We start from the raw sequence: 24196 nt of genomic DNA, 5'->3' as shown, positions 1-24196 counted from the left end.
GGCGCTTCAACACACATGGCAAACATTCTGGTGGTCGACGATGAGCTCGGCATTCGTGATCTGTTGTCGGAAATCCTGAACGACGAAGGTCACAGCGTAGACCTCGCAGAAAACGCAACCCAGGCGCGTGCTGCCCGGTCGGGCAATACTTACGACCTGGTGCTGCTTGATATCTGGATGCCCGATACCGACGGTGTCTCGCTGCTCAAGGAATGGGCAACGGCCGGCGTGCTCACCATGCCCGTGATCATGATGAGCGGCCACGCCACCATCGACACCGCCGTGGAGGCCACGCGCATCGGCGCGTTCTCTTTCCTTGAAAAGCCCATCACCCTGCAAAAGCTGCTCAAGGCGGTGGAGCAGGGCCTGGCGCGCAATGCCGCCCACCAATCGGCCCCGGCGGCCGCCACCCAGGCGCCCGTTCACGCTCCCGCCGACCCCACGTTCTCGCAACTGCCGGCCGTATCGGCCGTGATGGCCAGCGTGGACGCCGGCCCGCACGCCCACCAGGGGTTTGATCTGGACCGCCCCCTGCGCGAAGCGCGTGATGGCTTCGAGAAAGCCTATTTCGAATTCCACCTTGCCCGCGAGGGCGGCTCGATGACGCGGGTAGCCGAAAAAACCGGCCTGGAGCGCACTCACCTGTACCGCAAGTTGCGCCAGTTGGGCGTGGACCTGGGGCGAGGCAAGCGCACCTAGCAGCACCGCAAAAATTCCTTCAGGTTCTTCAGATGCCTCGATTTTTCTGGTTATAATTTGAGGCTCAGGCCCGGTAGCTCAGTCGGTAGAGCAGAGGATTGAAAATCCTTGTGTCGGTGGTTCGATTCCGCCCCAGGCCACCACTACTCATTTTGTAGTCGTCCATAGACGTCCGCAGAAGTTAAAAAGCCCTAAGTAAATCAACGACTTAGGGCTTTTTTCATTCCAGGCCCGTCCATAGTTATCCGCCCCAAGCCAGCACAAAGTGGGGGCAACTTTGGGGGCAACTGCTGGGCTCGGGAGCAATATGTCCGGGCGACGCGCTTTCATTCACCATTGAGCGCAGTGATGGATCGAGACGATCCGCCAATGCCGCTGCGGATCAGCCCTTTGGTCCGATTGGCGTGCTTCAAGCTGGACCAGGGCATTCGAATCCCGCAGACGGACTGCCGCTCAGCTCAGATCAGCATTGGACGGAGCGAGCATGGCGTTCGATCTCGCTCACGGTAGCCCTTCGCGCTGCGTGCGGCTTGCGGTCTTCGATAGCGGCGCCTAAAGGCGACCGGTGGAACTCTGCGGGCATTGCAACGATGCCTGTATCCCTTTCCGGGGGAGACATAGTCTGGGACGTTGGGCAGGACGCTGCTCCTAAGCTGGTTGCCGTTCGGCAAGATCAGGTCGTTGTCTTGCGGTTGGAAGTGGTCCATTCCACTCCCGCTTGAGGTAGTGTGTCTTCGGATGCTCACGCAGAAACACGCAGCATTGCACCCAGTCCATGGTCGCCGGGTGGGCGTCGATTGCGTGAGAAAGATGATCCAACACCATCGCGGCCATCGCGGCGCAGGTATCCGGCGGGCGCGGGTTGGTCAGCATGAGGGTCGCGATCAGTTGCTGCGCTTGCGGATCTACTCCGCACAACTCGGCGGCGATGGGAGTCACGCGCGACTTCAGGTCTGCGAGCACTGCCCATCCGCGCTCCGCCAGCGCATGGTGCAGAGCCCGCAATACAGGCTCCCATTCAATCGCTGCAAGCAGCGGCGGTGAAACCTGGATGGCAATATGCGGCATGGGGGGCTCCGTGTTCAGTCGATCTTGATGCCGACATCGCGGATCAGCTTCTGCCAGCGTGTTCGCTCGCTCGCCATCAGCCGCGCGAAAGCCTGGGGGGAGCTATCGACAGGTACCGAGCCGAGTGCGGCCAGCTTGTCTTGAGTGGTCTTGGTTGCGAGCACTGCGCCCATGTGTTTGACCAACCAGTCCGTGCGGTCGGCCGGCGTGGCAGCGGGGGCCAGGAAACCGTACCAGCCGCCAATTTCGGCATCCACACCCGATTCCTTGAGCGTTGGCACATTGGGCAAGGAGGGAATGCGCTGGGCTGCCGTCACCGCAAGCGCCTTCAGGCGCCCGCTGTGCACATGCTGCAAGATGGCCGGCATGGCCTCGAACACCATGTGAGCTGTCCCTCCCAGTACATCGTTGAGTGCAGGGGCGGAGCCGCGGTACGGAATGTGGAGGATGGACGTACGGGTCTGCTGCTTGAACAGTTCGCCCGCCAAGTGTTGAGGTGTGCCATTGCCAGCAGACGCGTAGAAGTACTTGCCGGGGCTCTTGCGCAGCAGTTTGAGGGCTTCGTTGACCGTCGTCGCTGCAAAGGTGGGGTGCACGGCCCAGAGCAACGGCACCGAAGCGGCCCATGCCAGCGGTGTGAAGTCCTTTGCTGCATCGAAGTTGAGCTTGGGATACAGCGCTGGGTTGGCGGCCAACGGGCCGAGCGCACCCAGCAGCAGCGTATATCCGTCGGCCTCACCGCGTGCGACCGCCTCGGTGCCGATGTTCCCGCCCGCACCACTGCGGTTGTCGACCATCACCGTGGCACCGCTGTGCGTTTGCAAGGCATTCGCCATCAGGCGCGAAACCGCATCCGTAGTAGCGCCTGCTGGATAGGGACACACGATCCGGATCGGCTTTGAGGGAAAAGCCTGCGCGTGAGCGCAGGGCGTCACGCCGAGAGCGGGAAGTGCCGTGGCCGCGCCAGCGTACTGAAGGAAGTTGCGTCTTTTCATCGGTGCACAGTTGGTTGGAGTTATCTCGTGTTGTAGTGTCGACAGTGCAGCAGGTCTGCGCAATTTGCATTTTCTGGTCGTATCTATCGGATAATCCGATAACGATGGGCACACGCGACCGCGATCCACTTGATCTTGTCTCCTTGCGCCAGTTGCGCTACTTCGCGGCAGCGATGCGTGCGCGCAGCTTCAATGCAGCTTCGCGCGATGCCTCGATCTCTCAGGCGGCCCTGTCGGAGCAAATCGCCTTGTTGGAATCGACTCTCGATGTGCATCTGTTCGACCGTACGAGCGGGCGCGCCATTGCGACGGTCTCTGGGCAGGAGCTTGACCGCCGGGTTTCGGCCTGTCTGATGGAACTGCAGTCGGCCCTGCGCGATGCGCGCCAACGTGCGAACACCGTGGCAGGGCTGGTCCGCGTCGGGCTGGTGCAGTCTTACGCTGGATGCTGGGTGCTCCCCGTGGTGCGCACCGCGCAAGCTCAGTGGCCGGAGCTTTCGATTGCGCTGCGCAGACGGACTGCACAAGCCTTGATCGAAGGCGTTTTGCGCGGTGATCTTGATCTTGCTGTCAGTTTCGACCCGGAACCACATGCGGATCTTGAAGTCCTGGCATGTTTCGAGGAGTCTGCTGTTGCTGTCGGGTTGGGGGCCAGAAGGCGCTCGCTGAGCCTCGCCGACGTCGCGAAGCACCCTCTGGCATTGCTTCCCGCCGAGTATTCAATGCGCCGCCAGCTCGACAACGCCTTTGCCGCGCTGGGGCTGAAGCCAAACGTCCAACTTGAGTCCGATGCGCTTGAAGATCTTGTGCATGCGGCGCGTGAAAACAGCATGGTTGCACTGCTCAACGGCGCTGCCGCGCTGAGCCTGGATGTGAACGACGCCACCCCTTTGGCTGACAAGAATCTACGCAGGCAAGCCTGCCTGGTGCGCTCACGCAGCCGGCATCACAGCCTGGCTGCCCGGCATCTTTGGGATGCGCTGTCGGCCGCAAGCCCCAGGCAGCCGGTATCGTGGGTCCGACGATCAAAAAACTGAAGAAGACAAGGCCCGGTAGCTGCCATGGCCTTGAACGGGAACACTTCGCCAGGCGTCTCGACTTCCATGTCGCCTAGGCTAGCTATCCTTGCATAGACGTTCCCAAGAACCAGTGGACTGGCACTGAGCTGTCCCGCGGTTTGTGCACACTGCCGGCTCTCAAGAGGAACTCGCGGCGGACAGCCTCAGGTGGTCTCGCAGAAGTCCCGCCGCGGCTGAACAGGACGGCGACACTCCGAGGAGAAGGTTGCGCCTGGCCCACGGCTCACTCAAATGGACCGTCTTGAGTGGATGAGGTTGCGTATTTCTCAAGACAGCAACTGGCAAGACTCCAATCCCGAGGTTCGCGTTGATCATCTGGCACATCGCGTCGAAACTGCGGACCTGCACGCGAACGCGCATCACTTCGCCATATTGCTCTGCGGCTCGCGAGGTCAATTCAAGCAAAGAGCTCCCACGATTCAGGCCCACAAAGTCGTACTTCAGGCATTCCCTGAAGCTGACCCGCTTCCGCTTTCCCAATGGATGGTTGTGCGCACAAACGGCCACAAGAAGGTCTTGCTGGAATCGCTCCACGTTCAAGTCGCCGACCGCCGTGTTCTCGGCGAATATGCCAATGTCCGCAACGCCTTCGACCACCGCGCGGACGATGTCACCGCTCAGTTGCTCTTCGAGCTCCACATGGATGTCGGGGTACTCGGCCATGAACGTGGAGAGGCAGCCAGGCAGGAACTCCGTCAGTGCGGACATGTTGGCCCACAGGCGGACATGGCCGCGTATCCCTTTGGTGTAGTCCCGGATCTCGCTGCTGAACTGTTCGAACCCCTGGAAAAGCCGAAGTGCATGCTGCATTGCCAAGTGGCCAGCAGGTGTCAGTTGGACTCCACGGGATGTTCTATCGAAGAGCCTTGTTCCCGAAGCGTTTTCAAAGTCCGATAGCCGCCGGCTCGCGGCCGAGACCGCGAGACTGCAGGCTTCAGCCCCCCGTGTAACGCTGCCCGCCTGCGCGACTGCGCAAAAAAGCCTGAGGGTGACGAAGTCAACGCGTGCGGGGTTGATGAGCGTGGGCATGGGTCAATTCTAGGAAGGTTTCGCAAAACGCGAATACCGTGCCATAAATGAGCAATTCCACGACAGCAATGATCCTCCTACAGTTGCCCCACAGACAACGGATAAGGCGAACGTGCAAGCACTCCACGGAATCAAGGTACTGGAACTCGGGCAGCTGATTGCGGGCCCGTTTGCTGGCAAGACTCTGGCCGACTTCGGCGCGGATGTCATCAAGGTAGAGCCGCCAGGGGTTGGCGACCCGCTGCGAAAATGGCGCCTGCTCCGGGAGGGCACCTCGGTCTGGTGGGAGGTCCAATCCCGCAACAAGAGGTCGGTCGCACTGGACCTTCGCACGCCCGAAGGCCAGGACGCAACCCGTGCGCTGCTCACCGAGGCAGACGTGGTCATCGAGAACTTCAAGCCCGGAACCATGGAGGCCTGGGGTCTGGGTTGGGAGACGCTGCATGCGCTCAATCCCAGGCTCATCATGCTGCGTATCTCTGGGTATGGGCAGACGGGGCCCTACAGGCAGAAGCCCGGCTTCGGCGTTCTCGGCGAGGCCATGGGCGGCCTGCGCCACCTGACGGGCGAGCCTGGGCGGGTGCCGGTGCGCTGCGGCATCTCCATTGGGGACAGTCTGTCCGCCATGCACGGAGCCCTCGGCGTCATGCTGGCTCTCTACCACCGTGATGCCCGGGGCGGCGAAGGCCAGGTGATTGACGTCGCCCTCTATGAGAGTGTCTTCAACATGATGGAGAGCCTGGTGCCCGAATACGACGCCTTCGGCGCTGTGCGTGAGCGCTCGGGCAGCGCGCTGCCAGGAATCGCGCCGACCAATGCCTATCGGTGTTCTGATGGTGGCTATGCGCTGATTGCGGGCAATGGCGACAGCATCTTCAAACGGCTCATGGCTGCCATAGGCCGGCATGACCTGGAGCATGAACCGGCACTTGCCCAGAACGACGGCCGTGTCGCACGGGTTCAGGAAATTGACGCCGCCATCGAGGCATGGACACTCACCAAGTCGCTGGCCGAAGTGCTCAACGTGCTCGACGAGGCCAAGGTGCCTGCAGGCAAGGTCTACACGGTGGAGGACATCGTGCACGACCCCCAGTACATCGCCCGGGAAATGATTGTCGAGCAGGAAACCGCCGACGGAACGCGAGTGAAGGTACCCGGCATCGTTCCCAAGCTCAGCGCCACACCCGGACGTGTTTCATATCCAGCGCCTCTGCTGGGAGAACACACCCACGTCCTGTCGGAAACCTCAGGATGGCCAGCACGCAGCGAGAAGGAGGCCCACCATGTTTGAGGGCAGGGCGATCAAGCTCAAGATCAATGAGGTCGGCCCCCGCGACGGCCTTCAGAACGAGGCCGCGTTCGTAGAGACCGACGACAAGGTGCGGTTGGTGGACCATCTGAGTGGACTGGGGTACTCCAAGATCGAAGTGACCTCGTTCACCTCGCCGACCGCAATCCCTGCGCTCAGGGATGCCGAGGCCGTCATGCACCGCATTCGGCGCGAGCCCGGTGTTGTGTACACCGCGTTGATTCCCAATGTCCGTGGCGGCGAGCGCGCCCTGGAGTGCCGGGTCGACGAATTCAACCTGGTGATGTCGGCCAGCGAAACCCACAACCTGGCCAACCTGAGGATGACCCGTCCACAGTCGCTGCGCCAGCTGGGTGATGTGGCTGCCGTTGCCTTGTCGGCCAAGGTGCCTGTGAACATTTCGCTGTCCTGCGTGTTCGGTTGCCCCATGGAGGGAGAGGTGCCGCAGGCCACCGTGCTGGACCTGGTGGGTCAGTTCGTTGGTCTGGGTGCAACGGGCGTCACGCTTTGCGACACGACGGGGATGGCATACCCCACCCAGGTCCATGGCATCTGCGAATCAGTCGCCAAGGCCTATCCCCAACTGAACATCACCGGCCACTTCCACAACACGCGGGGGATGGGCCTGGTCAACACACTTGCGGCGGTCGAGGCTGGCATCCGCCAGTTCGACATGTCGCTGGGCGGTATCGGTGGCTGCCCCTATGCCCCAGGTGCGTCCGGCAATGTGGCCACGGAGGACGTGGTCCACATGCTGCAGTGGATGGGCTACGACACGGGTGTCGATGTTCCTGGTCTCATCCAGGCGGCCCACGAGCTGGAGCGGCTGATTGGTCACGAGCTCCCCGCCCAGGTGAGCCGCGCCGGTGAACGCCTCAAGCGCCATGCGCCTCCGGCGGGCTTCGATGAAATCCGGGAGCGTGCCATCGCTCGCAACACGGCATCTGCAAAGTAGTCCACACCATGATCAGCCACCTCGACCACCTGGTCCTTACCACTGCCAACGAGACAGAGTGCGTTCGCTTCTACACCGAAGTACTGGGGATGAAGCTGGAGTCCTTCATCGGTGGCACGCCCCCGGTGGAGCGCCGGGCCTTCAAGTTCGGCAGCCAGAAAATCAACCTGCATGTGAAGGGGCGGGAATTCGAGCCCAAGGCCCACACGCCTGTACCCGGCGCGCTAGACCTGTGCTTCCTGGCATCGGTTCCGCTCGACCAGGTCATCGAGCACCTGCGGCAGCATTCGATTCCCATCGCCGAGGGCCCGGTCCTGCGCACGGGCGCCACTTCCAGGATTCGCTCGATTTACCTGCGCGACCCCGACTTGAACCTCATCGAGATTTCTGAGCTGGCGCCTGCGGGCTAGCCGCCGAACACTTCCCCCGATCCTCTCAGCCCGGATGGCCTCACGGCACCCGGGATGGGGATGCTTTTTCCACAAAAAAAGGAGACAGACATGATTCGTAGAAATGCATTGCTGGGCATCGCGGTGTGCGCGGCGTTCGGGGCTGCGCACGCGGAAACCTACCCCTCCAAACCCATCACGCTCGTGGTGCCCAGTGCCCCGGCGGGTTCCACCGACATCGTGGCCCGCCTGATTGGCGAGCAGCTGCAGACGGCGCTTGGCCAGGCCGTCGTGGTTGACAACAGGCCCGGCGGCAGTGGGAACATCGGCACCGAGTTTGCGGCCCGCGCACCGGCCGATGGCCATACGCTGCTGGTCCAGTACTCGGGCTATCACGTGGGCAACCCCGCGCTGTTCTCGCAGATTCGCTGGAAGACCTCTGACTTTGTGCCCATCGCGCTGGTGATGCGCGCACCGCACGTCGTGGCGGTCAGTGCCACCCTTCCGGTCAACAGCCTGAAGGAGTTCATCGCCTACGGCCAGAAGAATCCCAAGGGCCTGTTCTACGCATCTTCTGGCAATGGCTCGATTCAGCACATTGCCGGCGAGATGTTCGGCAAGCAGTCCAAGGTCCCTGTGACCCATGTGCCCTACAAGGGCGCTGGTCCGGTCATCACCGACCTCATCAGCGGCCAGGTCGACATGTTCATCACGACGCCGCCATCCGTCATTGGCCAGGTGCAAGCGGGCAAGTTGAAGGCCCTGGCGTATGCGGGACCCAAGCGCCATCCATCCCTTGCGAATGTGCCGACCGCTGCCGAGGCGGGGCTGCCCGGCTACGAAGTTGAAAGCTGGTTCGCCGTCTTCGCCCCCGCCAAGACACCCTCCGCCATCACGGCCCGCCTCGCCGCAGCCATCAAGACCATCGTCGAGAGCGACAACTACAAGAAAAAGATCGAAGACCAGGGCGCCTTCGCCGCCTACATGGGCCCCGCAGAACTGGGCAAGTTCGTGGACCAGGAAACAGCCGCGTGGGCCAAGGTGGTTCGCGAAGGCAACATCAAAGCCGAGTGAGGGGGCAAGGGCATGAAATTCGCACTACGTCTACTGACGACGGGTCTGTCCATGGGCCTCCTGATTTCCTGCGCATCCCCCGGTGGTGGCGCTGACACCGGCCTTGCCACGGTACGGACCGAGTCGGGCGTTGTCCGTGGCCACGGCACGGACGTGAAGAAGTTCTACGGCATTCCCTACGCCGCCGCGCCCGCCGGCGACCTGCGCTGGAAGCCGCCGCAGCCAGCCGCCCCATGGACCGGTGTGCGCGACAGCACCTCGTTCGGCGACTACTGCGTCCAGCCGCAGGAGTACCCTGAGCAGCGCGGTGGCATGAGCGAGGACTGCCTGAACCTGAATGTCTGGACACCGGCCCGGCGCAAAGATGAACGCCTGGCGGTCATCGTCTGGATCCATGGTGGCGGGTTCGCGTACGGCGCAGGCTCCCATCCCTCCTACGATGGCGAAGCCCTTGCCCGCCGCGGCGTGGTCGTCGTCACACTGAACTACCGCCTCGGCCTGCTGGGCTTCATGGCCCACCCCCACCTCACTGCGGAGTCGCCCCAGCGGGCCTCGGGCAACTACGGCCTGATGGACCAGGCGGCCGCGCTCAAGTGGGTGCAGCGGAACATCGCGGCCTTTGGTGGCGACCCGGCCAGGGTGACCGTGATGGGCCAATCCGCCGGCGCCCATGCCATCAGCACGCTCATGACCACGGACATGGCCCAGGGCACGTTCCAGAAGGCGATCATGCAGAGCGTGGGTGTGATGCGCCCGACGATGGCGCTGAAGGATGCGGAGCTGTACGGGCTGCGTTTCGGCAGCGACCTGGGCGCGCTGCGCAAGCTCCCTGCTACCGACTTCGTGGAATTGTTCAAAAAGCAGCCCTCTGGCCGGTCTCTCGCCACCGGAAGGCCGGTGAGCATCATCAACGATGGCTACGCCGTGAAGACGCCCGACTACCAGGCGTACGCCACCGGCAAGTTCGCCAAGGTCCCCATCCTTGTTGGAAACAACGAGAACGAGGGGGGCGGGGCCACCCGCAACTGGTCCATCAAGACCGTGGCGGATTTCCAGGGCTTCGTCCAGCAGTCCTTCAAGGGCAGGGAGCAGGCAGCCTGGGCCGCGTACGCCGTGGCCAGCGACGACAAGGTTCCTCAGGCGCTGGCCGACCTCTACGCTGATACGGAGTACCTCTTTGGCACGCGGGAACTGCTGGCGCGTTACCAGGACCATGGACTGAAAAGCTACCGCTACGTGTTCACCCGCCATCGCAATGAGGCGGCGGCAATGCCCATCCACGGGGATGAGCTGCAGTTCGTCTTCGACAACCTGCAGTCACCGCACCGCGGGAAGAACCGCCCCTTCAATGCTGTCGATGCAACCGTCGCAAGAACGATGGCGGATGCCTGGGTGCAGTTCGCAAAGACCGGCGACCCCAACGGCCAGGGCTTGAGTGCCTGGAAGCCGTACAGCGCCCAAGAGCAGTCGTACATGGAGTTTGGAGCCAGTCCGGCCCTGCGCGCAGGCTACAACGGCAAGGGCATCGACTTCGTGCGCGACCACTTCAGCTCAGCGGGGCGCTGATGCACCTGCGCAAGGGGTATCCCCACCGCTGTCTGGCCGCCTAGGCAGGCGCGTCGCCAATCCACTCCGCTGGCCAGAGCCCTTGCTCAACCAGCGAGCGCATTTCCTCGGTCACCAGCGAAATCATGGCCGCGGTCGCCGGCGTCACGGGGCGCGTCATCGAGGTCGCACATGCCACTTGGCGCGGGATGTGCGGCCGGGTGATGGTGGTGACCGCCAGGTGGCCCGCCTGCACCTCGTCGGCAACCGCGCCCGGCGACAGGATGGTGCTGGCCATGCCTTCCTGCACCGCCTTCTTGATGTTCGGCAGCGAGTCAATCTCCGCAATCACTTCCAGCTCCACTCCATGCTCCGCGCACACCCTGTCGATGATCCTGCGCAACCCGTGTTCCTGGGCGGGAAGCACGAGCGGGCGGGAGGCCAGAGACTTCAAGGAAATCTCCCTGGTGGCAGGTGTGTCCTGGGGCGTGGTCACCAGCGCGAGCCGTTCTTCAAGAAGCAGGCGGTACTCGAAAGCCGGCTCATTGCCGGATACGAACAGAACCGACAGGTCCAGCCGTCCGGCGCGCAGCCACTCGCCCAGAAAGCCGCTGTGGCTCTCGATGATCTTGAGCTTCAGCTTCGGGTACCGCGTCCTGGTGGCGCGCAGGATGGGCAGCGTTGCCACCAGCGCCACGGTCGTCGGCAACCCCACGGCCATCTCACCCTGGATGTCCAGTGCCGAATGCTGAACGGCACTGCGGGCCCGCTCGATGTCGGCAAGCACAACCCGCGCGTGTTCAAGCATGGTGCGGCCCGCATCCGTGAGGGTCATTCCCCGGTTCGTCCGCACGAACAGCTGCACCCCCAGCTCGCCCTCCAGCGAGGAAATGCTCTGGCTCAGCGCTGGCTGCGCCACGTGCAAGGTCTTGGACGCAGCCAGCACGCCCCCCGCCTCACAGACCCCAATCAGGTACCGAAGTTGGCGCAGTTCCATTGATATTGATTTTTGCGATATCCAGTAGATGTCGAATGTATTTTACAGATATCAGCTGAAAACAGAGACTTGCCCCAGGAGCTACTGATGAACCCACAAAACCACTCTTCGGCCCGTGGCGGCACGCAACCCCTGTCGGGGGTGAAAGTCGTCGACCTCTCGCGCCTGGTGTCTGGAAACATGCTGACCCACGTGCTCGCAGACCTCGGCGCCACGGTCATCAAGGTGGAGCCGCCGCGCAAGGGCGACGAGCTGCGCGCCTGGCAGCGCGAAGGCATGAGCACCTACTGGCTCGCGTACAGCCGCAACAAGGACAGCGTCGAGCTCAACCTGCGCACCGGGGACGACATGGCCAGGCTGACGGTTCTCCTGGCCGATGCCGACATCCTGGTCGAGAACTTCCGCCCTGGCACGCTGGAGCGCATGGGACTCGGCAAGGACCGGCTCAATGCCTTGAACCCGAAGCTGGTGGTGGTTCGCATCTCCGGCTGGGGCCAGACGGGCCAGTTTGCAAGCAAGGGTGGTTTCGGCTCGCTGATTGAAGCCATGAGCGGCTTCGCGGCCATGAATGGCTTCGCCGACCTGCCGCCGGTGCTTCCACCCTTTGCCATGGCCGATTCCGTGGCCGGCATCTACGGCGCCGCGCTGGCGCTCGCCGCGCTCCATGGCCAGCGTGGCAATGCGAACGCATCGGTCCAGGAGATTGACCTGTCGTTGTTCGAACCGCTGTTCTCCATCCTCGGGCCCCAGGCAGCGGAGTTCCAGCTGACGGGCAAGTCGACGCCGCGGTCGGGCAGCCGTTCGCCCACCCATGCACCGCGCAACGTCTACAAGACCCGCGACGAGAAGTGGGTGGCCTTGTCGGCCGGCATGGAGGGCACGCTGGCCCGCTTGTTCGAAGGCATCGGCTACCCGCAAGGCCTTCAGGACCCGCGGTTTTCCTCCCATGAGGCGCGGCTGAAGAACATAGACGCCCTGGATGCGCTCATCCAGGGGCACATCACCCAACTCACGCTGCCGGAGGCGCTGGAGTTCTTCGCGGTGCGGGACATCACTGCCGGCCCGGTCTGTGACATCGCGGACCTGCTGGAGCATCCCTATATCGCCGAAAGCCAGCTTCTGGTCGACCAGGTCGCTCCAGATGGCCGGACGGTATCCGTCCATGCGGCGCCTTACCGCATCAATGGGCAGCGCCCCCCTATTCGCCGCGGCGCGCCTGCGCTCGGCCAAGACAACACCGCCTGGTTTGGCGCCGCCAAGCCGTCTGCCGAAGCAGGTCCCGCTGCAGCCGCACAACCCACTTGATGCCATGAAAACTGTCCGCTCTTTCCTCTTCGTTCCGGCAGCCAATGAGAAGCTGCTGCGGAGCGCCGTCACCAAGTCCAGCGACGCTGTCATCCTGGACCTCGAGGATGGAACCCACCCTTCCCAGCGACCGGTTGCCCGTGAGCGGCTCGCGGATTCGATGGGCCGTCTGAAGGCGGTGAACAAGCTGGCCGCCGTGCGCATCAACGGCGACTGGCTCACCGCGGTCGTGGACCTGAAATCCGCGGTGTTGCCCGGCCTGGACATCATCGTGCTCCCGAAGGTGGAGCATGCACGCGACGTTCAGATCATCGCGCAGATGGTCACGGACCTGGAAGCAGCGGCGTCGGTGCCACCGGGGCATGTGCGCTTTCTCCTGCAGATTGAAAGCGCGGCGGCCTTGCCGCATCTCCACGACATCGCGGCGTCTTCGCCCCGCGTGATGGGGATGATGCTCGGCAGTGAGGACTACTCGCTCGATTGCAGAGGCCTCCCGACCGCCGACGCATTGCTCTATCCCAGCATGGCCGTCCTGACCGCGGCACGTGCGGCCCGGATCCAACCCATCGGCTTCATTGCATCGATTGCCGAGCTTGGTACTCCCGAGGACTTCAGTGCCGTGGTGCTGCGTGCCCGCGGGCTGGGATTTCGGGGGGCCGTCGTCGTGCACCCCAAGTTCGTCGATGTGGTCAACGAGTGCTACACGCCGACCGCCGACGAAATCCAGCGGGCCCAGCGAGTGGTGGATGCCTTTGACGAGGCGTTCGCCCGCGGAGAAGGAGCCATCAAGCTCGATGAAGCCATGGTCGACAAGCCCGTGTACCTCCGTGCCCAGGAGCTGCTCGCGCAGCTCTAGGAACCCCGTTCCCCACACCAGAAATACAGGAGACAACCATGAATCCAACACGCCGCGAGTTCAGCGTCCTGGCCGCAACGGGCCTGCTGGGCTTGAATGCCTTTGCCGATACATACCCGTCCAAGCCGGTGACCATCGTCGTGCCGCAGGCGCCCGGTGGCACCAACGACACGGTCGGCCGCATCCTGGCCCAGAAGCTGAGCGAGCTGAGCAACCAGCGGATCATCGTGGACAACCGTCCCGGCGCCGGCGGGAACATCGGCACCGATTTCGCTGCGCGCGCGCCCAAGGATGGCTACACCTTGCTGTTGACCATCAGCAGCACACAGGCCATCAACCCTGCCTTGTATAAAAAGGTGCCATTCGACCCGGTCAAGGACTTCGAGCCCATCGCCCCCGTGGGCGTCGTGCCCAACGTGTTGGTGGTGAATGCATCCTTTCCCGCCAGGAACCTGGCCGATTTCATCAAGGTGGCTCGCGCCAGCAAGGAAGAGATTCAGTACGCCTCCGCGGGCAACGGCTCGCTGAACCACCTCCTGGGGGCCATGCTTTCCACGAGCACGGGCGTGCCGCTGCAGCATGTTCCGTACCGCGGTGTGGCACCTGCGTTGACCGACGTCATGGGTGGACAGGTCCCCGTGGCCTTCGCCAGCCTGCCCTCGTGCATCGAGTTCATCAAGAGCGGCAAGCTGCGCGCCCTGGGCGTGAGTTCCGCCAAGCGGTCTCCCGCGCTTCCCGACGTGCCCTCCATCAGCGAAGTGGTTCCTGGCTACGTCGGAGACCTCTGGGTAGGCCTGTTCGCGGCACGTGGCACGCCAGCACCCGTGGTATCCCAGCTGACCCAATGGGTCACCGCCGCGGTCGCCGCCCCCGATGTGCTGGAGCGATTCAAGGTTGCAGGCGTCGAGCCGCTGAGCGGGGGGGCGACACGGCTTGCGCAGCTGCTGCAGGAAGACATTGCCCGATGGGCACCCATCGTCAAGGCGTCGGGGGCGGTTGTTGACTAGACCTTTGCCTCTCTCGACGTAGACCCTCTCGTCAGCTGTCCCTGCAATGGGGGACAGCTGATTTTTGCGTTTCCACATTCCTATTCGCCTCCACTACTAAGCTGGCCGCTGCCAGGACCGCCATGAAGATTGCATTCCTTGACCGTTCCACGCTGTCCCCTGACACCACTCTGCGCGCACCTTTGTTCGAGCATGAGCTCGTGAGCTACGAAAACACGCAGCCTGGCGAGGTGGCGCAGCGCATCGCGGACGCCGACATCGTCATCACCAACAAGGTGAAGCTCGGCGCCCAGGCCCTGCAGCAGGCATCCAGGCTGAAGCTGGTGGCCGTGGCGGCCACCGGAACCGACAACATCGACTTGAAGGCATGCGCCCAGCATGGCATCACGGTCACCAACATCCGCAACTACGCTGGAAACACAGTTCCCGAGCACACCTTTGCGCTGATGTTCGCGCTCCGGCGGAGCATCTGTGCCTACCGGGAATCGGTGAAGGCTGGCCGGTGGCAGCAGTCAGGCCAGTTCTGCTACTTCGACTACCCCGTGCGCGACCTCGCCGGCTCCACGTTGGGCATCGTGGGCGACGGCGTGCTTGGCAATGCGGTGGCGGCCATCGGGCGCGCGCTCGGCATGAAGGTGCTCTTCTCGGCCTTCAAGGGCCGTTCTGGCCAGGGCAGCCTCTACACCCCATTCGACGACGTCCTTGCGCGTTCCGACATCATCACGCTCCATTGCCCGCTGAACGCTCAGAGCCACAACATGCTGGGCGCCGAAGAGTTCGCCAAGATGGCGCGCAAGCCGCTCATCGTCAACACGGCACGGGGCGGCCTGGTGGACGAGGCAGCGTTGGCCGCCGCCCTGCGCGGCGGGCAGATTTCCGGAGCGGCGTTCGACGTCGTCTCCGCCGAGCCGCCGCCAGCCGACCACCCCTTCATGGCGCTCCTGGACCTGCCGAACTTCATCCTGACCCCGCACGTCGCCTGGGCTTCCCAGGAAGCCATCCAGGGCCTTGCAGACCAGCTCGTCGACAACCTGGAGGCGTTTGTCCGTGGTGAGCCCGTCAACGTGGTGGGGACTGCAGCGTGAACCCGATTGCCGACCCCCGAGCGCTTCTTGAGCGCCTCTTCAGGGTGGCGGTGCGGCGCGCACAGCCGTCGGAGACCTTGGCGGCCCATCTACCTCCTGCCCCGAAAGGCCGCACGCTGGTGTTGGGAGCCGGAAAGGCAGCAGGGGCGATGGCGCACGCGTTGGAGGCGGCGTGGCCCGAGGGTGCGCCAATGAGCGGGCTGGTGGTCACGCGATATGGCCACACCCCGCCGCGCCCGAAGGGATTGCCGGAACGCATAGAGATCATGGAAGCCTCTCATCCCGTACCTGACGAAGCAAGCCGGACCGCCGCCGTGCGCATCCATGCAATGACCCGGGGCCTCTGCGAGGACGACCTCGTGGTCTGCCTGATATCGGGTGGTGGCTCGGCGCTGCTCACCCTCCCGGTCGCCGGACTCGATCTGGCCGACAAGCAACGCATCAACAAGGAGCTGCTGGAAAGTGGCGCCGACATCCGGGAGATGAACTGTGTCCGCAAACACCTGTCGCGCCTCAAGGGCGGGCAGCTGGCTGCGGCATGCTGGCCCGCGCAGGTCGTCACCCTCGCGATCAGCGACGTGCCCGGCGACGACGTTTCGGTCATCGCCAGCGGCCCCACGGTGGAGGACGCCACCTCCTGTCGTGACGCACTCGACATCCTGGCCCGCTACTCCATCGCGGTGCCTGAGGCGGTCCACGCAGCCCTGGCCGAGGGAAAGCTGGAAACCCCAAAGCCGGGAGACAAGCGTTTTGCGCGGAACAGCGTGCACCTCATTGCCACGCCCCACGAATCATTGCTGGCAGCCGCCGAGGAAGCGCGCCGCCTGGGCATGGAGACGCGCATCCTCTCCGACGACATCGAGGGCGAGTCGCGGGAGGTAGGCAAAGTGCATGCTGCGTTGGCAAGATATGCCCTGCGCGATGGCAACTCCAGAACGAGCCCGTTGCTGCTGCTCTCTGGCGGAGAGACCACGGTCACGGTCAGGTCCCAACCTGCTGGCAGCCTGCGTGGCCGAGGTGGGAGAGCGGGAGAGTTCTGCATGGGGCTAGCCCACGCTCTTCAGGGGGAGCCAGGCGTTTGGGCGCTGGCAGCCGACACCGATGGAATCGATGGTGTTGAAGACAACGCGGGGGCCTTCGTGATGCCCGACACGATCGCCCGTGGCCGCGGGGCTGGCCTCACGCTGGCCGATCACCTGGAGAGAAATGACGCGTACGGCTACTTCTCGGCGCTCGGGGATCTTTTCGTCACCGGGCCCACCCATACCAATGTCAATGACTTCCGAGCGTTGTTGATTCTGTAGAGGTCCTGGAGTGCCCTTTCCCGTTGAACGGAGCCATGAGATATGCCATCCGCATTTTCGGCGTGGGGCGCGCGCCAGGCGCCATGCATGCGCGCTGCCCGCGAAACAGCCCTGGATGCGGCGTGAATGTCGCGCAATGCGAATGAAGTCGCATCGGTGAAGAAGGTGTCGGCGCCCTCCACCAACATGGCTCGGCTGGACCTGTTGTCCCTGCGGCTGGTGGTCGCCTGCGCGCAAACAGGTTCGTTGAGGCATGCGTCTCCGCTGTGCCACATGTCGGTCATGTGTGCCAGCCGTCGCTTGAGGATTCTTGAGGAGCGCCTGGGCGTTGTGCTCTTCTATCGCCGCAAGGGGGGGCTGGTACCGACCGATGCCGGGCACATCGTCGCAACCACTTCGCAAGAGCTGCTCGTGAAACTGGACCAGATGGTCGCTGACGCCGTGTCTGCGCCAAGGCCTTCCGGCAACATCCATGAGAACTGCGGCCGGGCTGGCCACCGCCAGGTCACATTGAGCAGTCGCTTGGACAGTGTCCAGCATGCATGAACCCGTGGCCGCCGGGTGCCCGTGATCAGGAGCTTGCGTTTCCTTCGCACAGTGTGTCGATGAACTGCGCAACGAAAGGGCTGCGCAGGGTCTGCTCCCGAAGGCATATCTGCAGATGGCGCATGGCCCAGGTTTCCTTGATATCAAGCACTGCCAGGTGCTGCAGGTCAGCATCCTGGAGCGCTGAGCGTGGCACGACGCCGATGCCAGCCCCGGAGGCCACGAGCTGCGCGATGGCGCGGTAGCCCGATACCTGCACCCGGATATCCAATTTGCCGCCCAGCGCCACCGCGTGATTGGCCAGAAATGTGTGCAGGGCCATGCCGGACTGAAGGCTGACGAAAGGCTCACTCAGGCACGCGCCGAAATTGATGCTGCCGCGTCCCGCCAGCGGGCTGGAACGTGGCACGAGCAAAATCAGTTCGTCTTCTCGGTAAGGCAGGTAGCGCAGTTCCGAGTGCGGTTGTTCGACGGCCACGACCCCGAGATCGGCGCGCCCTGCCATGACGGCTGTCACGATGTCCAGGCTCGGCCGCTCCTCCAGGGTGATGCGCACCGATGGATGGCGCGCGAAGAATCGCGCCAGATCGCCAGGCAGGTGACTGCTGATGGCATTGTTGTTGGCGAACAGGGTGATGTGGCCTCGAATTCCATCAGCGAATGGCGCCAGGTCGGCATGCATCTGTTCGAGCTGAGCAATACACCGGCGGGCGTGTTCCAGCATGACGGCTCCAGCCGGCGTGAGTTCCATTCCGCGGGCATGGCGTTTGAAGAGTGGTGTCCCGACGGCTTCCTCAAGCTCCCTGAGGCGCAGGCTGGCTGAAGACGGTGCCAGAAAACAGCGGGCGGCGCCGCGGGAGAGATTCTGTGCATCGGCCACGGCCAGAAACACTCTCAGATCCATCAAGTCGTAGCGCATGAATTGATCCCGCACAGGAGCTTCAGTAGCGCCTAGTATGTACAAAGAGCGTTCGCGCGAGACGAAGGCTGGGTTTGGAAAAACTCGCTTGTTGGCAGAGGCGCAGAGTTTGAAACTTCGGCCTATGAACACCGAACTGCTTTCAACCTCCTTGGCGTCGACCGCCCCTTCAAAAAAACCGTTCGAAGGTCTTCTTGTCGTGGCCATGGAGCAAGCCCTGGCGGCACCGCTCGCAACGTGCAGGCTGGCCGAGATGGGCGCACGGGTCATCAAGATCGAACGCCCCGAAGGCGACTTCGCGCGTGGCTACGACCGTGCGGCCAACGGCGAGGCCTCGTACTTCGTCTGGACCAACCGCGGGAAGGAATCCGTGGCGCTGGACTTCAAGCAGCCGCATGACCGCGCGGTGCTCGACGCCTTGCTGGCGAAGGCCGATGTCTTCGTGCAGAACCTCGCTCCGGGGGCGCTGGCCCGCGCCGGGCTCGACAGCGACGCACTGCGCGTGCGCCACCCCCGGCTCATCACCTGCGACATCAGCGGCTATGGCGCCGAGGGGCCCGCCAGCACGCTCAAGGCCTATGACCTGCTGGTGCAATGCGAGAGCGGCCTGGCGGGCATCACTGGCTCCCCCGAGGCGTGCGGTCGCATTGGCGTGTCGATCTGCGACATCGGTGCCGGCCTCAATGCGACGATCGGCATCCTCTCCGCCCTGGCTTCACGCGCACGCACCGGCAAGGGTTGCGGCATCTCCGTCTCGCTCTTCGATGGCGCCGCCGACTGGATGACGGTGCCTTACGTGCACGCGATCTACGGTGCCGGCGCTCCCACGCGCCAGGGTTTGCAGCACCCCTCCATTGCCCCCTACGGGGCCTACGCCACGCGCGATGGTGGCAGCGTGGTCATCAGCATCCAGAACGAGCGCGAATGGCGCAACTTCTGCGAATCCTTCCTGGGGCAGGGCGCGCTGGCGCAGGACGAGCGTTTCAGCAGCAACTACCTGCGTGTGCAGAACCGCCTGGAACTCAACGCACTCATCGCCCAGAGGTTCGCTGAACTGGATCTTGCGCAGGCCTTGCAGCAGTTGCAGGTCGCCAACACCGCCTACGGCCAGGTGCGATCCGTTGCCGATATGGCCCGGCACCCCGCGTTGCGCACCTGGCCCATGGCTGTCGGCGACAAGGAACTCGACCTGGTCGCACCGCCCGTCCGCGCCCCCTGGGACAGCGGGCGCTTCACGGCCGCGCCAGGTCTGGACCAGCACGGCGCCGCCGTGCGCGCCGAATTCCTTGCCGCATGACACGAGATCACTCCATGAGCACACTGAACACCTCGGATGGCAGCGCCATCGATCTGGATTTCCTTCGAACCTGGATGGGCCGGGAGTCTGTCGCAGAAGACACGCTGTCGGTACGCCATGCCCGCCTCATGGCCGCAACGCTGGGGCTGCCGCAGGCGCAATTCGCCGAAGGCACGCCGCTGCCGCCGTTGTGGCATTGGCTGTATTTCCTGGAAGGGCTTCCCGCCAGCGAACTCGGCCGCGATGGCCATCCGGCCCGGGGCGGGTTCTTGCCTCCGGTGCCCCTGGCGAACCGGATGTGGGCAGGCGGTCGCCTCGCGTTCCACGCACCGGTGGCGCTGGGCACTACGGTGCGCAAGCGCTCCGCCATCACCTCGGTCGAGCACAAGCGCGGCCGCAGCGGCGACCTGGTTTTCGTCACGGTGCGGCACGAGATTCTCGATGGCCAAACGGTGGCGATCACCGAAGACCACGACATCGTCTACAAGCAACCCACGCCGCCTGGCACGACGCGCGCCGCCGCGGTGGCCATGCCGGCACCGAGCCACAGCGAACCTTTCGAGGCGACCTCCACGGTGCTGTTCCGCTACTCGGCACTCACCTTCAACGGCCATCGCATCCACTACGACCTGGACTACTGCCGCAACATCGAGGGCTACGCCAACCTGGTCGTGCACGGACCGCTGCAGGCCACCCTCCTGGCGGAGCTGGCGGCACGACTGGGGACACGGCCGCTCCGGCAATTCCGCTACCGCGGCGTGCAGCCCAACCTGCTTGGCACCCCGCTGACCGTCAATGCGGCGCCCAGCGGCGACGGCCTGACGCTGTGGACTGCGCAGCCGGACGGCGCGGTGTCCATGCAGGCCGAGGCGTCGTTCTAGGCGACCTTTCCCACTTTCGCGAAAACCCGAGCACGGGCCGCCCCTGGCGGCCCGAGGACTCGCCACATCCATACACATCCATACACATCCATAGGAGACAACCATGCCCGCTACATCTCGCCGATCCGTTCTCGCCGCGACTGCCAAGGCCGCTCTGGCAGTTGCACTGCCGCTCGCCACGCAACTTGCCTGTGCGCAGGACTACCCCACCAAGCCCATCACCCTCGTGGTGCCCTTCGTGGCGGGTGGGACCACCGACATCCTCGGCCGCATCGTGGCGGATGGTTTGGGCAAGAAGCTGGGCCAACCCGTGATCGTCGACAACCGTGGCGGTGCTGGCGGCAACATCGGCGCGGCGGCAGTCGCCAACGCCAAGGCCGATGGCTACACCTTGCTGATGGGCTACAACGGAACGAATGCGATCAATCCATCGCTGTATAAAAAGCTGTCCTGGAATCCCGTGAACAGCTTCGATCCGGTGTCGCTCGTGGCGCGTGTCAACAACGTGGTGGTCGTCAACCCGACACTTCCGATCAAGACCTTGCCTGAACTGGTGGCCTATGCGAAGGCCCATCCGGGCAAGGTGAACTATGGTTCGGCCGGGCCCGGCAGCATCTTTCACCTCGCGGGGGAAATGCTGTCGCAGCAGGCCGGCATTTCCATGACCCATGTGCCTTACAAAGGCGCCGCTCCCGCGCTCACGGATCTGATGGCGGGCCAGACACAGGTCATGTTTTCGACCATACCCACCGCGCTGCCTTTCATCAAATCGGGCCAGTTGCGAGCGATCGCCGTCACCGGCGCTCAGCGATCCCCTGTCTTTTCTCAGTTGCCCACCGCCAGGGAGGGCGGCCTGAAAGACATGGTCGTGGACTCCTGGTTCGGCGTCTTTGCGCCCAAGGGGCTGCCTGCCCCGATCCTTGGCCGCCTGAACCAGGCGCTTCACGAAGTGCTGGTAGACCCCGCCGTCGTGCGGAGTTTGAAAGAACAAGGTGCGGAGCCCGTCGCCTCCACGCCGGCAGAACTGGCCACCTTGTTGGCCAACGACCTGAAAAGCTGGCAGGCCATCGTCAAGAGCGCCAGTGTGTCCCTCGACTGAGGCGGGCCTGGACATGGGAGGGCGAGGCGTTGATGTTCGGCTTGCTGTTGAGAATGGTCTGGGGAGCTGCGCTCCTTTTCGATTGTTCTCAATACTGGAACAGTTAGTTCGCGACCAGGTGGTTTTTCTTTGGATACCCCAGGCGTACAGTTCAACCCATCGATGAGCCGAACCCGCAAGGCGACTCACCGAACCCGGTTCAGAAATGGTTTTTGTCCCGGCTTTTTTGAGACGCTTTTTTAACTTCAAGGATTTTCATCATGAACACGACCGCACGTTTCCTCTCCATCGCCGCTGTGGCTGCTTTCGCTTCTTTCGGTGCCCAGGCCGATGAAGCCGATGCTTCGCAGTTCGCCACCAAGTTCGAGACGAACCGCACGCGCGCCGAAGTGGCCGCCGAAGCCGCCACCGTGGCACAGACCCGCTCCATCGAGCCCGCCGGTTCGCGTGTGGTGACCTACAAGTCCACTGCCGACCGCGCCGCCGTGCGTGCCCAGGCTGCCGAAGCCGTGCGCACCGGCCAGATCCCTTCGGGCGAATTCAGCGCCATGTAATTGAATTGACGCAGTTGCGGGCCTTCCCATGGTGGCGGCACTTCGCGGGTGCCGCTGCCATGGGGAGTGTTTTGAACAGACCCGCACTGATGACAAGCAAACTGGGTTCCCTTTGGGAGCCCTTTTTGTTGGTGCAGCGCATCCTTGCCAGCGGCGATAGGCCGCGAGTGCGGTGACCGCTCCTGCGCCGTGGTCCCCAGCTTCCCGCGAGTGAGCCAACTCGCAGAATCGGCCCGCATCCGCCGCCTTGGCAGGAATGTGGGCGTGGCGCTCAGTTTGGCAGCACGTTCGCGGCTTCCGCCACCTGCTTCCAGGTTGCCACGTCTTCGGCCATCAGCTGGCGCAGTTGCGCTGGCGGCAGGTAGGCCGGCTGTATTCCGAGTTCCAGCATCCGGTCCGCAACGCCTTTGTCCGCCAACGATTCTTTCAGCGCCTCCGTGAGCTTGAGCGTCAACTCCGCCGGCAACCCCCCGGGGGCCAACAGCACCCAGCTGAGCTCGCTCTTGAAATCAATGCCTTGGTCCGGGTAGGTCCCCACGTCCGGCATGCTGGGCGAGCGTGTTCCGCAGATGCCCAGCGCCCGGATCTTGCCTGCTTTCACGAGGGGCGACGCGGTGCCCATGTCGAGCACCGCCACGTTGATGTGGTTGCCCAGAAGGCCTGTGACCAGGTCGGACGAAGACTTGAAGGGGATGTGGTCGAATTTCGCTCCCGCTTTCTGAACCATGACTTCGCCACACAGGTGACCGGTGGAACCATGACCCCAGGTCGCGTACTGAAGCGGTTTGTCGAGGGTCTTGGAGTGCGCGACCAGCCCCTTGAGGTCCTTGGCGGGAAATGCCATCGTGGAAACCACCACGACCCCTGCGGTACCGATGCGGCCAATTTGAGTGAAGTCCTTCACGGGGTCGTAGGGCAGCTTCGCATAGACGGCCGGCGCAATGATGTGGGACGTCATGCCTCCCATCGTGATGGTGTATCCGTCGCTCGGCGACTTGGCCGCCTGGGCGGCCCCGATGGTGCCGCCGGCCCCCACCCTGTTTTCAACGAAGAACGATCCGTTCAAGCGCTTGCCCATCGCTTCGGCGACCAGGCGGCCCAGGGCGTCGCCGCCGCTGCCCGCGGACAAGGGAAGCAAGAGCTTGATGGGACGGTGGGGATAGTCCTTGCCTTGCGCAAGGGCCGCCACGCTCGCCAGCATCACGAGGCCGGCAAGAACGCGAGATAGCTTGAATGTCTTCGTCATCGGTTGTCTCCTTTTTGGGGTTGCACTGGCCCGTCAGCTGAGGTACTTGAACTTGAAGCCGTGACTGCATGAATGGATGCGGCCGGCGGTCGGCGCGGGGAAGTGCATCGTCAGCAGGACGGACGATGTGTCGGCAAATCGCTCACAAAGCCGTTGCCGCGTCTCCCGCGCCAGCGTGGGGTTCCAGTCGCCGGTGTTGATGAGCCCGGGCTCCAGGAAGATGATGGGGTGATGGAAGATGTCGCCCGTCATGACCCCGTGCTGTCCGTTGTCCTTCACATGGACCGTGACGTGGCCTGGCGTATGCCCTTTGGCATCCTCGAGCCAGACGCCTTTGGCCAGGTCTCCATCCACCCTGTGGTTGGAGTCGACCAAGAGGGCCTGCCCGGCCTCCACGACCGGCAGCACGCTGTCCAGGAAGGAGCCCTGGCCCACCGGAAATTCCGGCCCGCTTTGGTGCTGCCGAAGGAAATGTTCGAACTCTTCCCGTGCAAAGATGTACTTTGCGCGGGGAAAAGTCGGCATCCATCGGCCATCACTGAGCACGGTGTTCCACCCCACATGGTCGGTGTGGAGGTGGGTGCACAGAACCATGTCGATGTCCTCGGGGCCCAGGCCCAGGCGTGCCAGATTGCGCAAGTACTCCTGCGACTTGAACATGTGCTGCCACTTCGCGCGGGGCCGGTCCTTGTGATTTCCGTTGCAGGTGTCCACCAGGATATTGGCCGTCCCCGTGCGCACCAGATAGCTGTGAAAGCTCAGGTTGAGTTTCTTCGTCTCTGGGTGAATCAACGTCGGGCCCAAGGCCTCCTGGTGTTTCAAGACCGCTGACGGTTCAATGTTGGGATAGAGCCAAGTGGGGTCTACCCAGAAATTGTCGATTTCCACGACCTTGTCGACCGTGGTGTTGCCCAGGTGGAGCTGTTTCATCGCAGGAAAAGCACGGATGACGACATGC

General features: G+C 63.6%; 24 protein-coding genes and 1 tRNA gene. 18 read left to right on the top strand and 7 right to left on the bottom strand.

Going from position 1 to position 24196, the window contains the following annotated elements; all coding sequences use genetic code 11:
- Window positions 1-15: 15 nt before the first annotated feature.
- Together KW843_RS22500 and KW843_RS22495 are read left to right on the top strand one after the other, a co-directional pair.
- Window positions 16-699, top strand: a complete 684-nt coding sequence (locus KW843_RS22500) for a response regulator (protein ID WP_218297382.1) — start codon at window positions 16-18, stop codon at window positions 697-699.
- Window positions 700-766: 67 nt separating this feature from the next.
- A tRNA-Phe gene (locus KW843_RS22495) sits at window positions 767-842 on the top strand.
- Window positions 843-1347: 505 nt separating this feature from the next.
- Here KW843_RS22495 and KW843_RS22490 read toward each other — a convergent pair.
- Entirely contained in the window at window positions 1348-1767 is a 420-nt protein-coding gene (locus KW843_RS22490; RefSeq protein WP_218297381.1) for a 5-carboxymethyl-2-hydroxymuconate Delta-isomerase, read from the bottom strand.
- 14 nt (window positions 1768-1781) lie between these two features.
- A complete protein-coding gene (locus KW843_RS22485) occupies window positions 1782-2762 on the bottom strand; it encodes a tripartite tricarboxylate transporter substrate binding protein (RefSeq protein WP_218297380.1) in 981 nt (326 codons plus the stop codon).
- A 104-nt stretch (window positions 2763-2866) separates the two neighbouring features.
- Between KW843_RS22485 and KW843_RS22480 the strand changes: the two genes are divergently transcribed.
- Window positions 2867-3799: a LysR substrate-binding domain-containing protein gene (locus tag KW843_RS22480; protein ID WP_218297379.1), complete on the top strand. Its 933-nt coding sequence runs from the start codon at window positions 2867-2869 to the stop codon at window positions 3797-3799.
- Window positions 3800-3958: 159 nt separating this feature from the next.
- On the opposite strand, the gene KW843_RS22475 is transcribed toward KW843_RS22480, so the two are convergent.
- Window positions 3959-4870, bottom strand: a complete 912-nt coding sequence (locus KW843_RS22475) for a LysR family transcriptional regulator (protein WP_218297378.1) — start codon at window positions 4868-4870, stop codon at window positions 3959-3961.
- Window positions 4871-4982: 112 nt separating this feature from the next.
- On the opposite strand from KW843_RS22475, the gene KW843_RS22470 reads away from it, so the two are divergent.
- The 5 genes from KW843_RS22470 to KW843_RS22450 all read left to right on the top strand — a co-directional run bounded on the left by KW843_RS22470 (window position 4983) and on the right by KW843_RS22450 (window position 10163).
- A complete protein-coding gene (locus KW843_RS22470) occupies window positions 4983-6161 on the top strand; it encodes a CoA transferase (protein WP_218297377.1) in 1179 nt (392 codons plus the stop codon).
- The gene (locus KW843_RS22465) at window positions 6154-7134 is read left to right on the top strand and encodes a hydroxymethylglutaryl-CoA lyase (protein WP_218297376.1); all 981 of its coding nucleotides are present in this window, start codon (window positions 6154-6156) and stop codon (window positions 7132-7134) included. Before KW843_RS22470 ends, KW843_RS22465 begins: the two co-directional genes overlap by 8 nt.
- Window positions 7135-7142: 8 nt before the next feature.
- A complete protein-coding gene (locus tag KW843_RS22460; RefSeq protein WP_218297375.1) occupies window positions 7143-7544 on the top strand; it encodes a VOC family protein in 402 nt (133 codons plus the stop codon).
- A gap of 90 nt (window positions 7545-7634) precedes the next feature.
- Window positions 7635-8597: a tripartite tricarboxylate transporter substrate binding protein gene (locus KW843_RS22455; RefSeq protein ID WP_218297374.1), complete on the top strand. Its 963-nt coding sequence runs from the start codon at window positions 7635-7637 to the stop codon at window positions 8595-8597.
- 51 nt (window positions 8598-8648) lie between these two features.
- A complete protein-coding gene (locus KW843_RS22450; protein WP_218297373.1) occupies window positions 8649-10163 on the top strand; it encodes a carboxylesterase/lipase family protein in 1515 nt (504 codons plus the stop codon).
- A gap of 40 nt (window positions 10164-10203) precedes the next feature.
- On the opposite strand, the gene KW843_RS22445 is transcribed toward KW843_RS22450, so the two are convergent.
- Complete coding sequence (locus KW843_RS22445; RefSeq protein ID WP_218297372.1) at window positions 10204-11139, bottom strand: LysR family transcriptional regulator; 936 nt, start codon at window positions 11137-11139, stop codon at window positions 10204-10206.
- 87 nt (window positions 11140-11226) lie between these two features.
- Here KW843_RS22445 and KW843_RS22440 point away from each other — a divergent pair, with 87 nt between their 5' ends.
- The 6 genes from KW843_RS22440 to KW843_RS22415 all read left to right on the top strand — a co-directional run bounded on the left by KW843_RS22440 (window position 11227) and on the right by KW843_RS22415 (window position 17242).
- Window positions 11227-12444, top strand: coding sequence for a CaiB/BaiF CoA-transferase family protein (locus KW843_RS22440; protein ID WP_218297371.1), 1218 nt, complete (start codon window positions 11227-11229; stop codon window positions 12442-12444).
- A gap of 4 nt (window positions 12445-12448) precedes the next feature.
- Window positions 12449-13300 (top strand): CoA ester lyase, encoded by an 852-nt coding sequence (locus tag KW843_RS22435; protein ID WP_218297370.1) that lies wholly within the window; start codon window positions 12449-12451, stop codon window positions 13298-13300.
- A gap of 38 nt (window positions 13301-13338) precedes the next feature.
- Window positions 13339-14307: a tripartite tricarboxylate transporter substrate binding protein gene (locus KW843_RS22430; RefSeq protein WP_218297369.1), complete on the top strand. Its 969-nt coding sequence runs from the start codon at window positions 13339-13341 to the stop codon at window positions 14305-14307.
- 122 nt (window positions 14308-14429) lie between these two features.
- Entirely contained in the window at window positions 14430-15392 is a 963-nt protein-coding gene (locus tag KW843_RS22425) for a D-2-hydroxyacid dehydrogenase (protein WP_218297368.1), read from the top strand.
- A complete protein-coding gene (locus KW843_RS22420; RefSeq protein WP_218297367.1) occupies window positions 15389-16696 on the top strand; it encodes a glycerate kinase in 1308 nt (435 codons plus the stop codon). Before KW843_RS22425 ends, KW843_RS22420 begins: the two co-directional genes overlap by 4 nt.
- 126 nt (window positions 16697-16822) lie before the next feature.
- Window positions 16823-17242 (top strand): LysR family transcriptional regulator, encoded by a 420-nt coding sequence (locus tag KW843_RS22415; protein ID WP_218297366.1) that lies wholly within the window; start codon window positions 16823-16825, stop codon window positions 17240-17242.
- Window positions 17243-17267: 25 nt separating this feature from the next.
- Here the strand turns inward: KW843_RS22415 and KW843_RS22410 are convergent, their stop codons facing one another.
- Window positions 17268-18161, bottom strand: coding sequence for a LysR family transcriptional regulator (locus tag KW843_RS22410; RefSeq protein WP_218297365.1), 894 nt, complete (start codon window positions 18159-18161; stop codon window positions 17268-17270).
- A gap of 124 nt (window positions 18162-18285) precedes the next feature.
- Here KW843_RS22410 and KW843_RS22405 point away from each other — a divergent pair, with 124 nt between their 5' ends.
- From KW843_RS22405 to KW843_RS22390, 4 genes are all read left to right on the top strand, one after another.
- Window positions 18286-19458, top strand: coding sequence for a CaiB/BaiF CoA-transferase family protein (locus KW843_RS22405; protein ID WP_218297364.1), 1173 nt, complete (start codon window positions 18286-18288; stop codon window positions 19456-19458).
- A gap of 14 nt (window positions 19459-19472) precedes the next feature.
- On the top strand, window positions 19473-20339 hold the full coding sequence (locus KW843_RS22400; protein ID WP_218297363.1) for a MaoC family dehydratase N-terminal domain-containing protein: 867 nt from the start codon (window positions 19473-19475) through the stop codon (window positions 20337-20339).
- Between the two features lie 103 nt (window positions 20340-20442).
- On the top strand, window positions 20443-21438 hold the full coding sequence (locus KW843_RS22395) for a tripartite tricarboxylate transporter substrate binding protein (protein WP_218297362.1): 996 nt from the start codon (window positions 20443-20445) through the stop codon (window positions 21436-21438).
- A 260-nt stretch (window positions 21439-21698) separates the two neighbouring features.
- Entirely contained in the window at window positions 21699-21992 is a 294-nt protein-coding gene (locus KW843_RS22390) for a DUF4148 domain-containing protein (protein ID WP_218296161.1), read from the top strand.
- Between the two features lie 271 nt (window positions 21993-22263).
- Here the strand turns inward: KW843_RS22390 and KW843_RS22385 are convergent, their stop codons facing one another.
- Both KW843_RS22385 and KW843_RS22380 read right to left on the bottom strand, forming a co-directional pair.
- Window positions 22264-23238 carry a tripartite tricarboxylate transporter substrate binding protein gene (locus KW843_RS22385; RefSeq protein ID WP_218297361.1) on the bottom strand — a complete coding sequence of 325 codons (975 nt, stop codon included), beginning with the start codon at window positions 23236-23238 and terminating at the stop codon, window positions 22264-22266.
- 33 nt (window positions 23239-23271) lie between these two features.
- Window positions 23272-24168: an MBL fold metallo-hydrolase gene (locus KW843_RS22380; RefSeq protein WP_218297360.1), complete on the bottom strand. Its 897-nt coding sequence runs from the start codon at window positions 24166-24168 to the stop codon at window positions 23272-23274.
- Between the last annotated feature and the right edge of the window lie 28 nt (window positions 24169-24196).

The sequence above is a fragment of the Acidovorax sp. sif1233 genome (assembly GCF_019218755.1).
Lineage (GTDB): Bacteria > Pseudomonadota > Gammaproteobacteria > Burkholderiales > Burkholderiaceae_C > Acidovorax.
The sequence above is the reverse complement of the archived record's forward strand: the minus strand, read 5'-3'. Positions and strand labels throughout refer to the sequence as shown.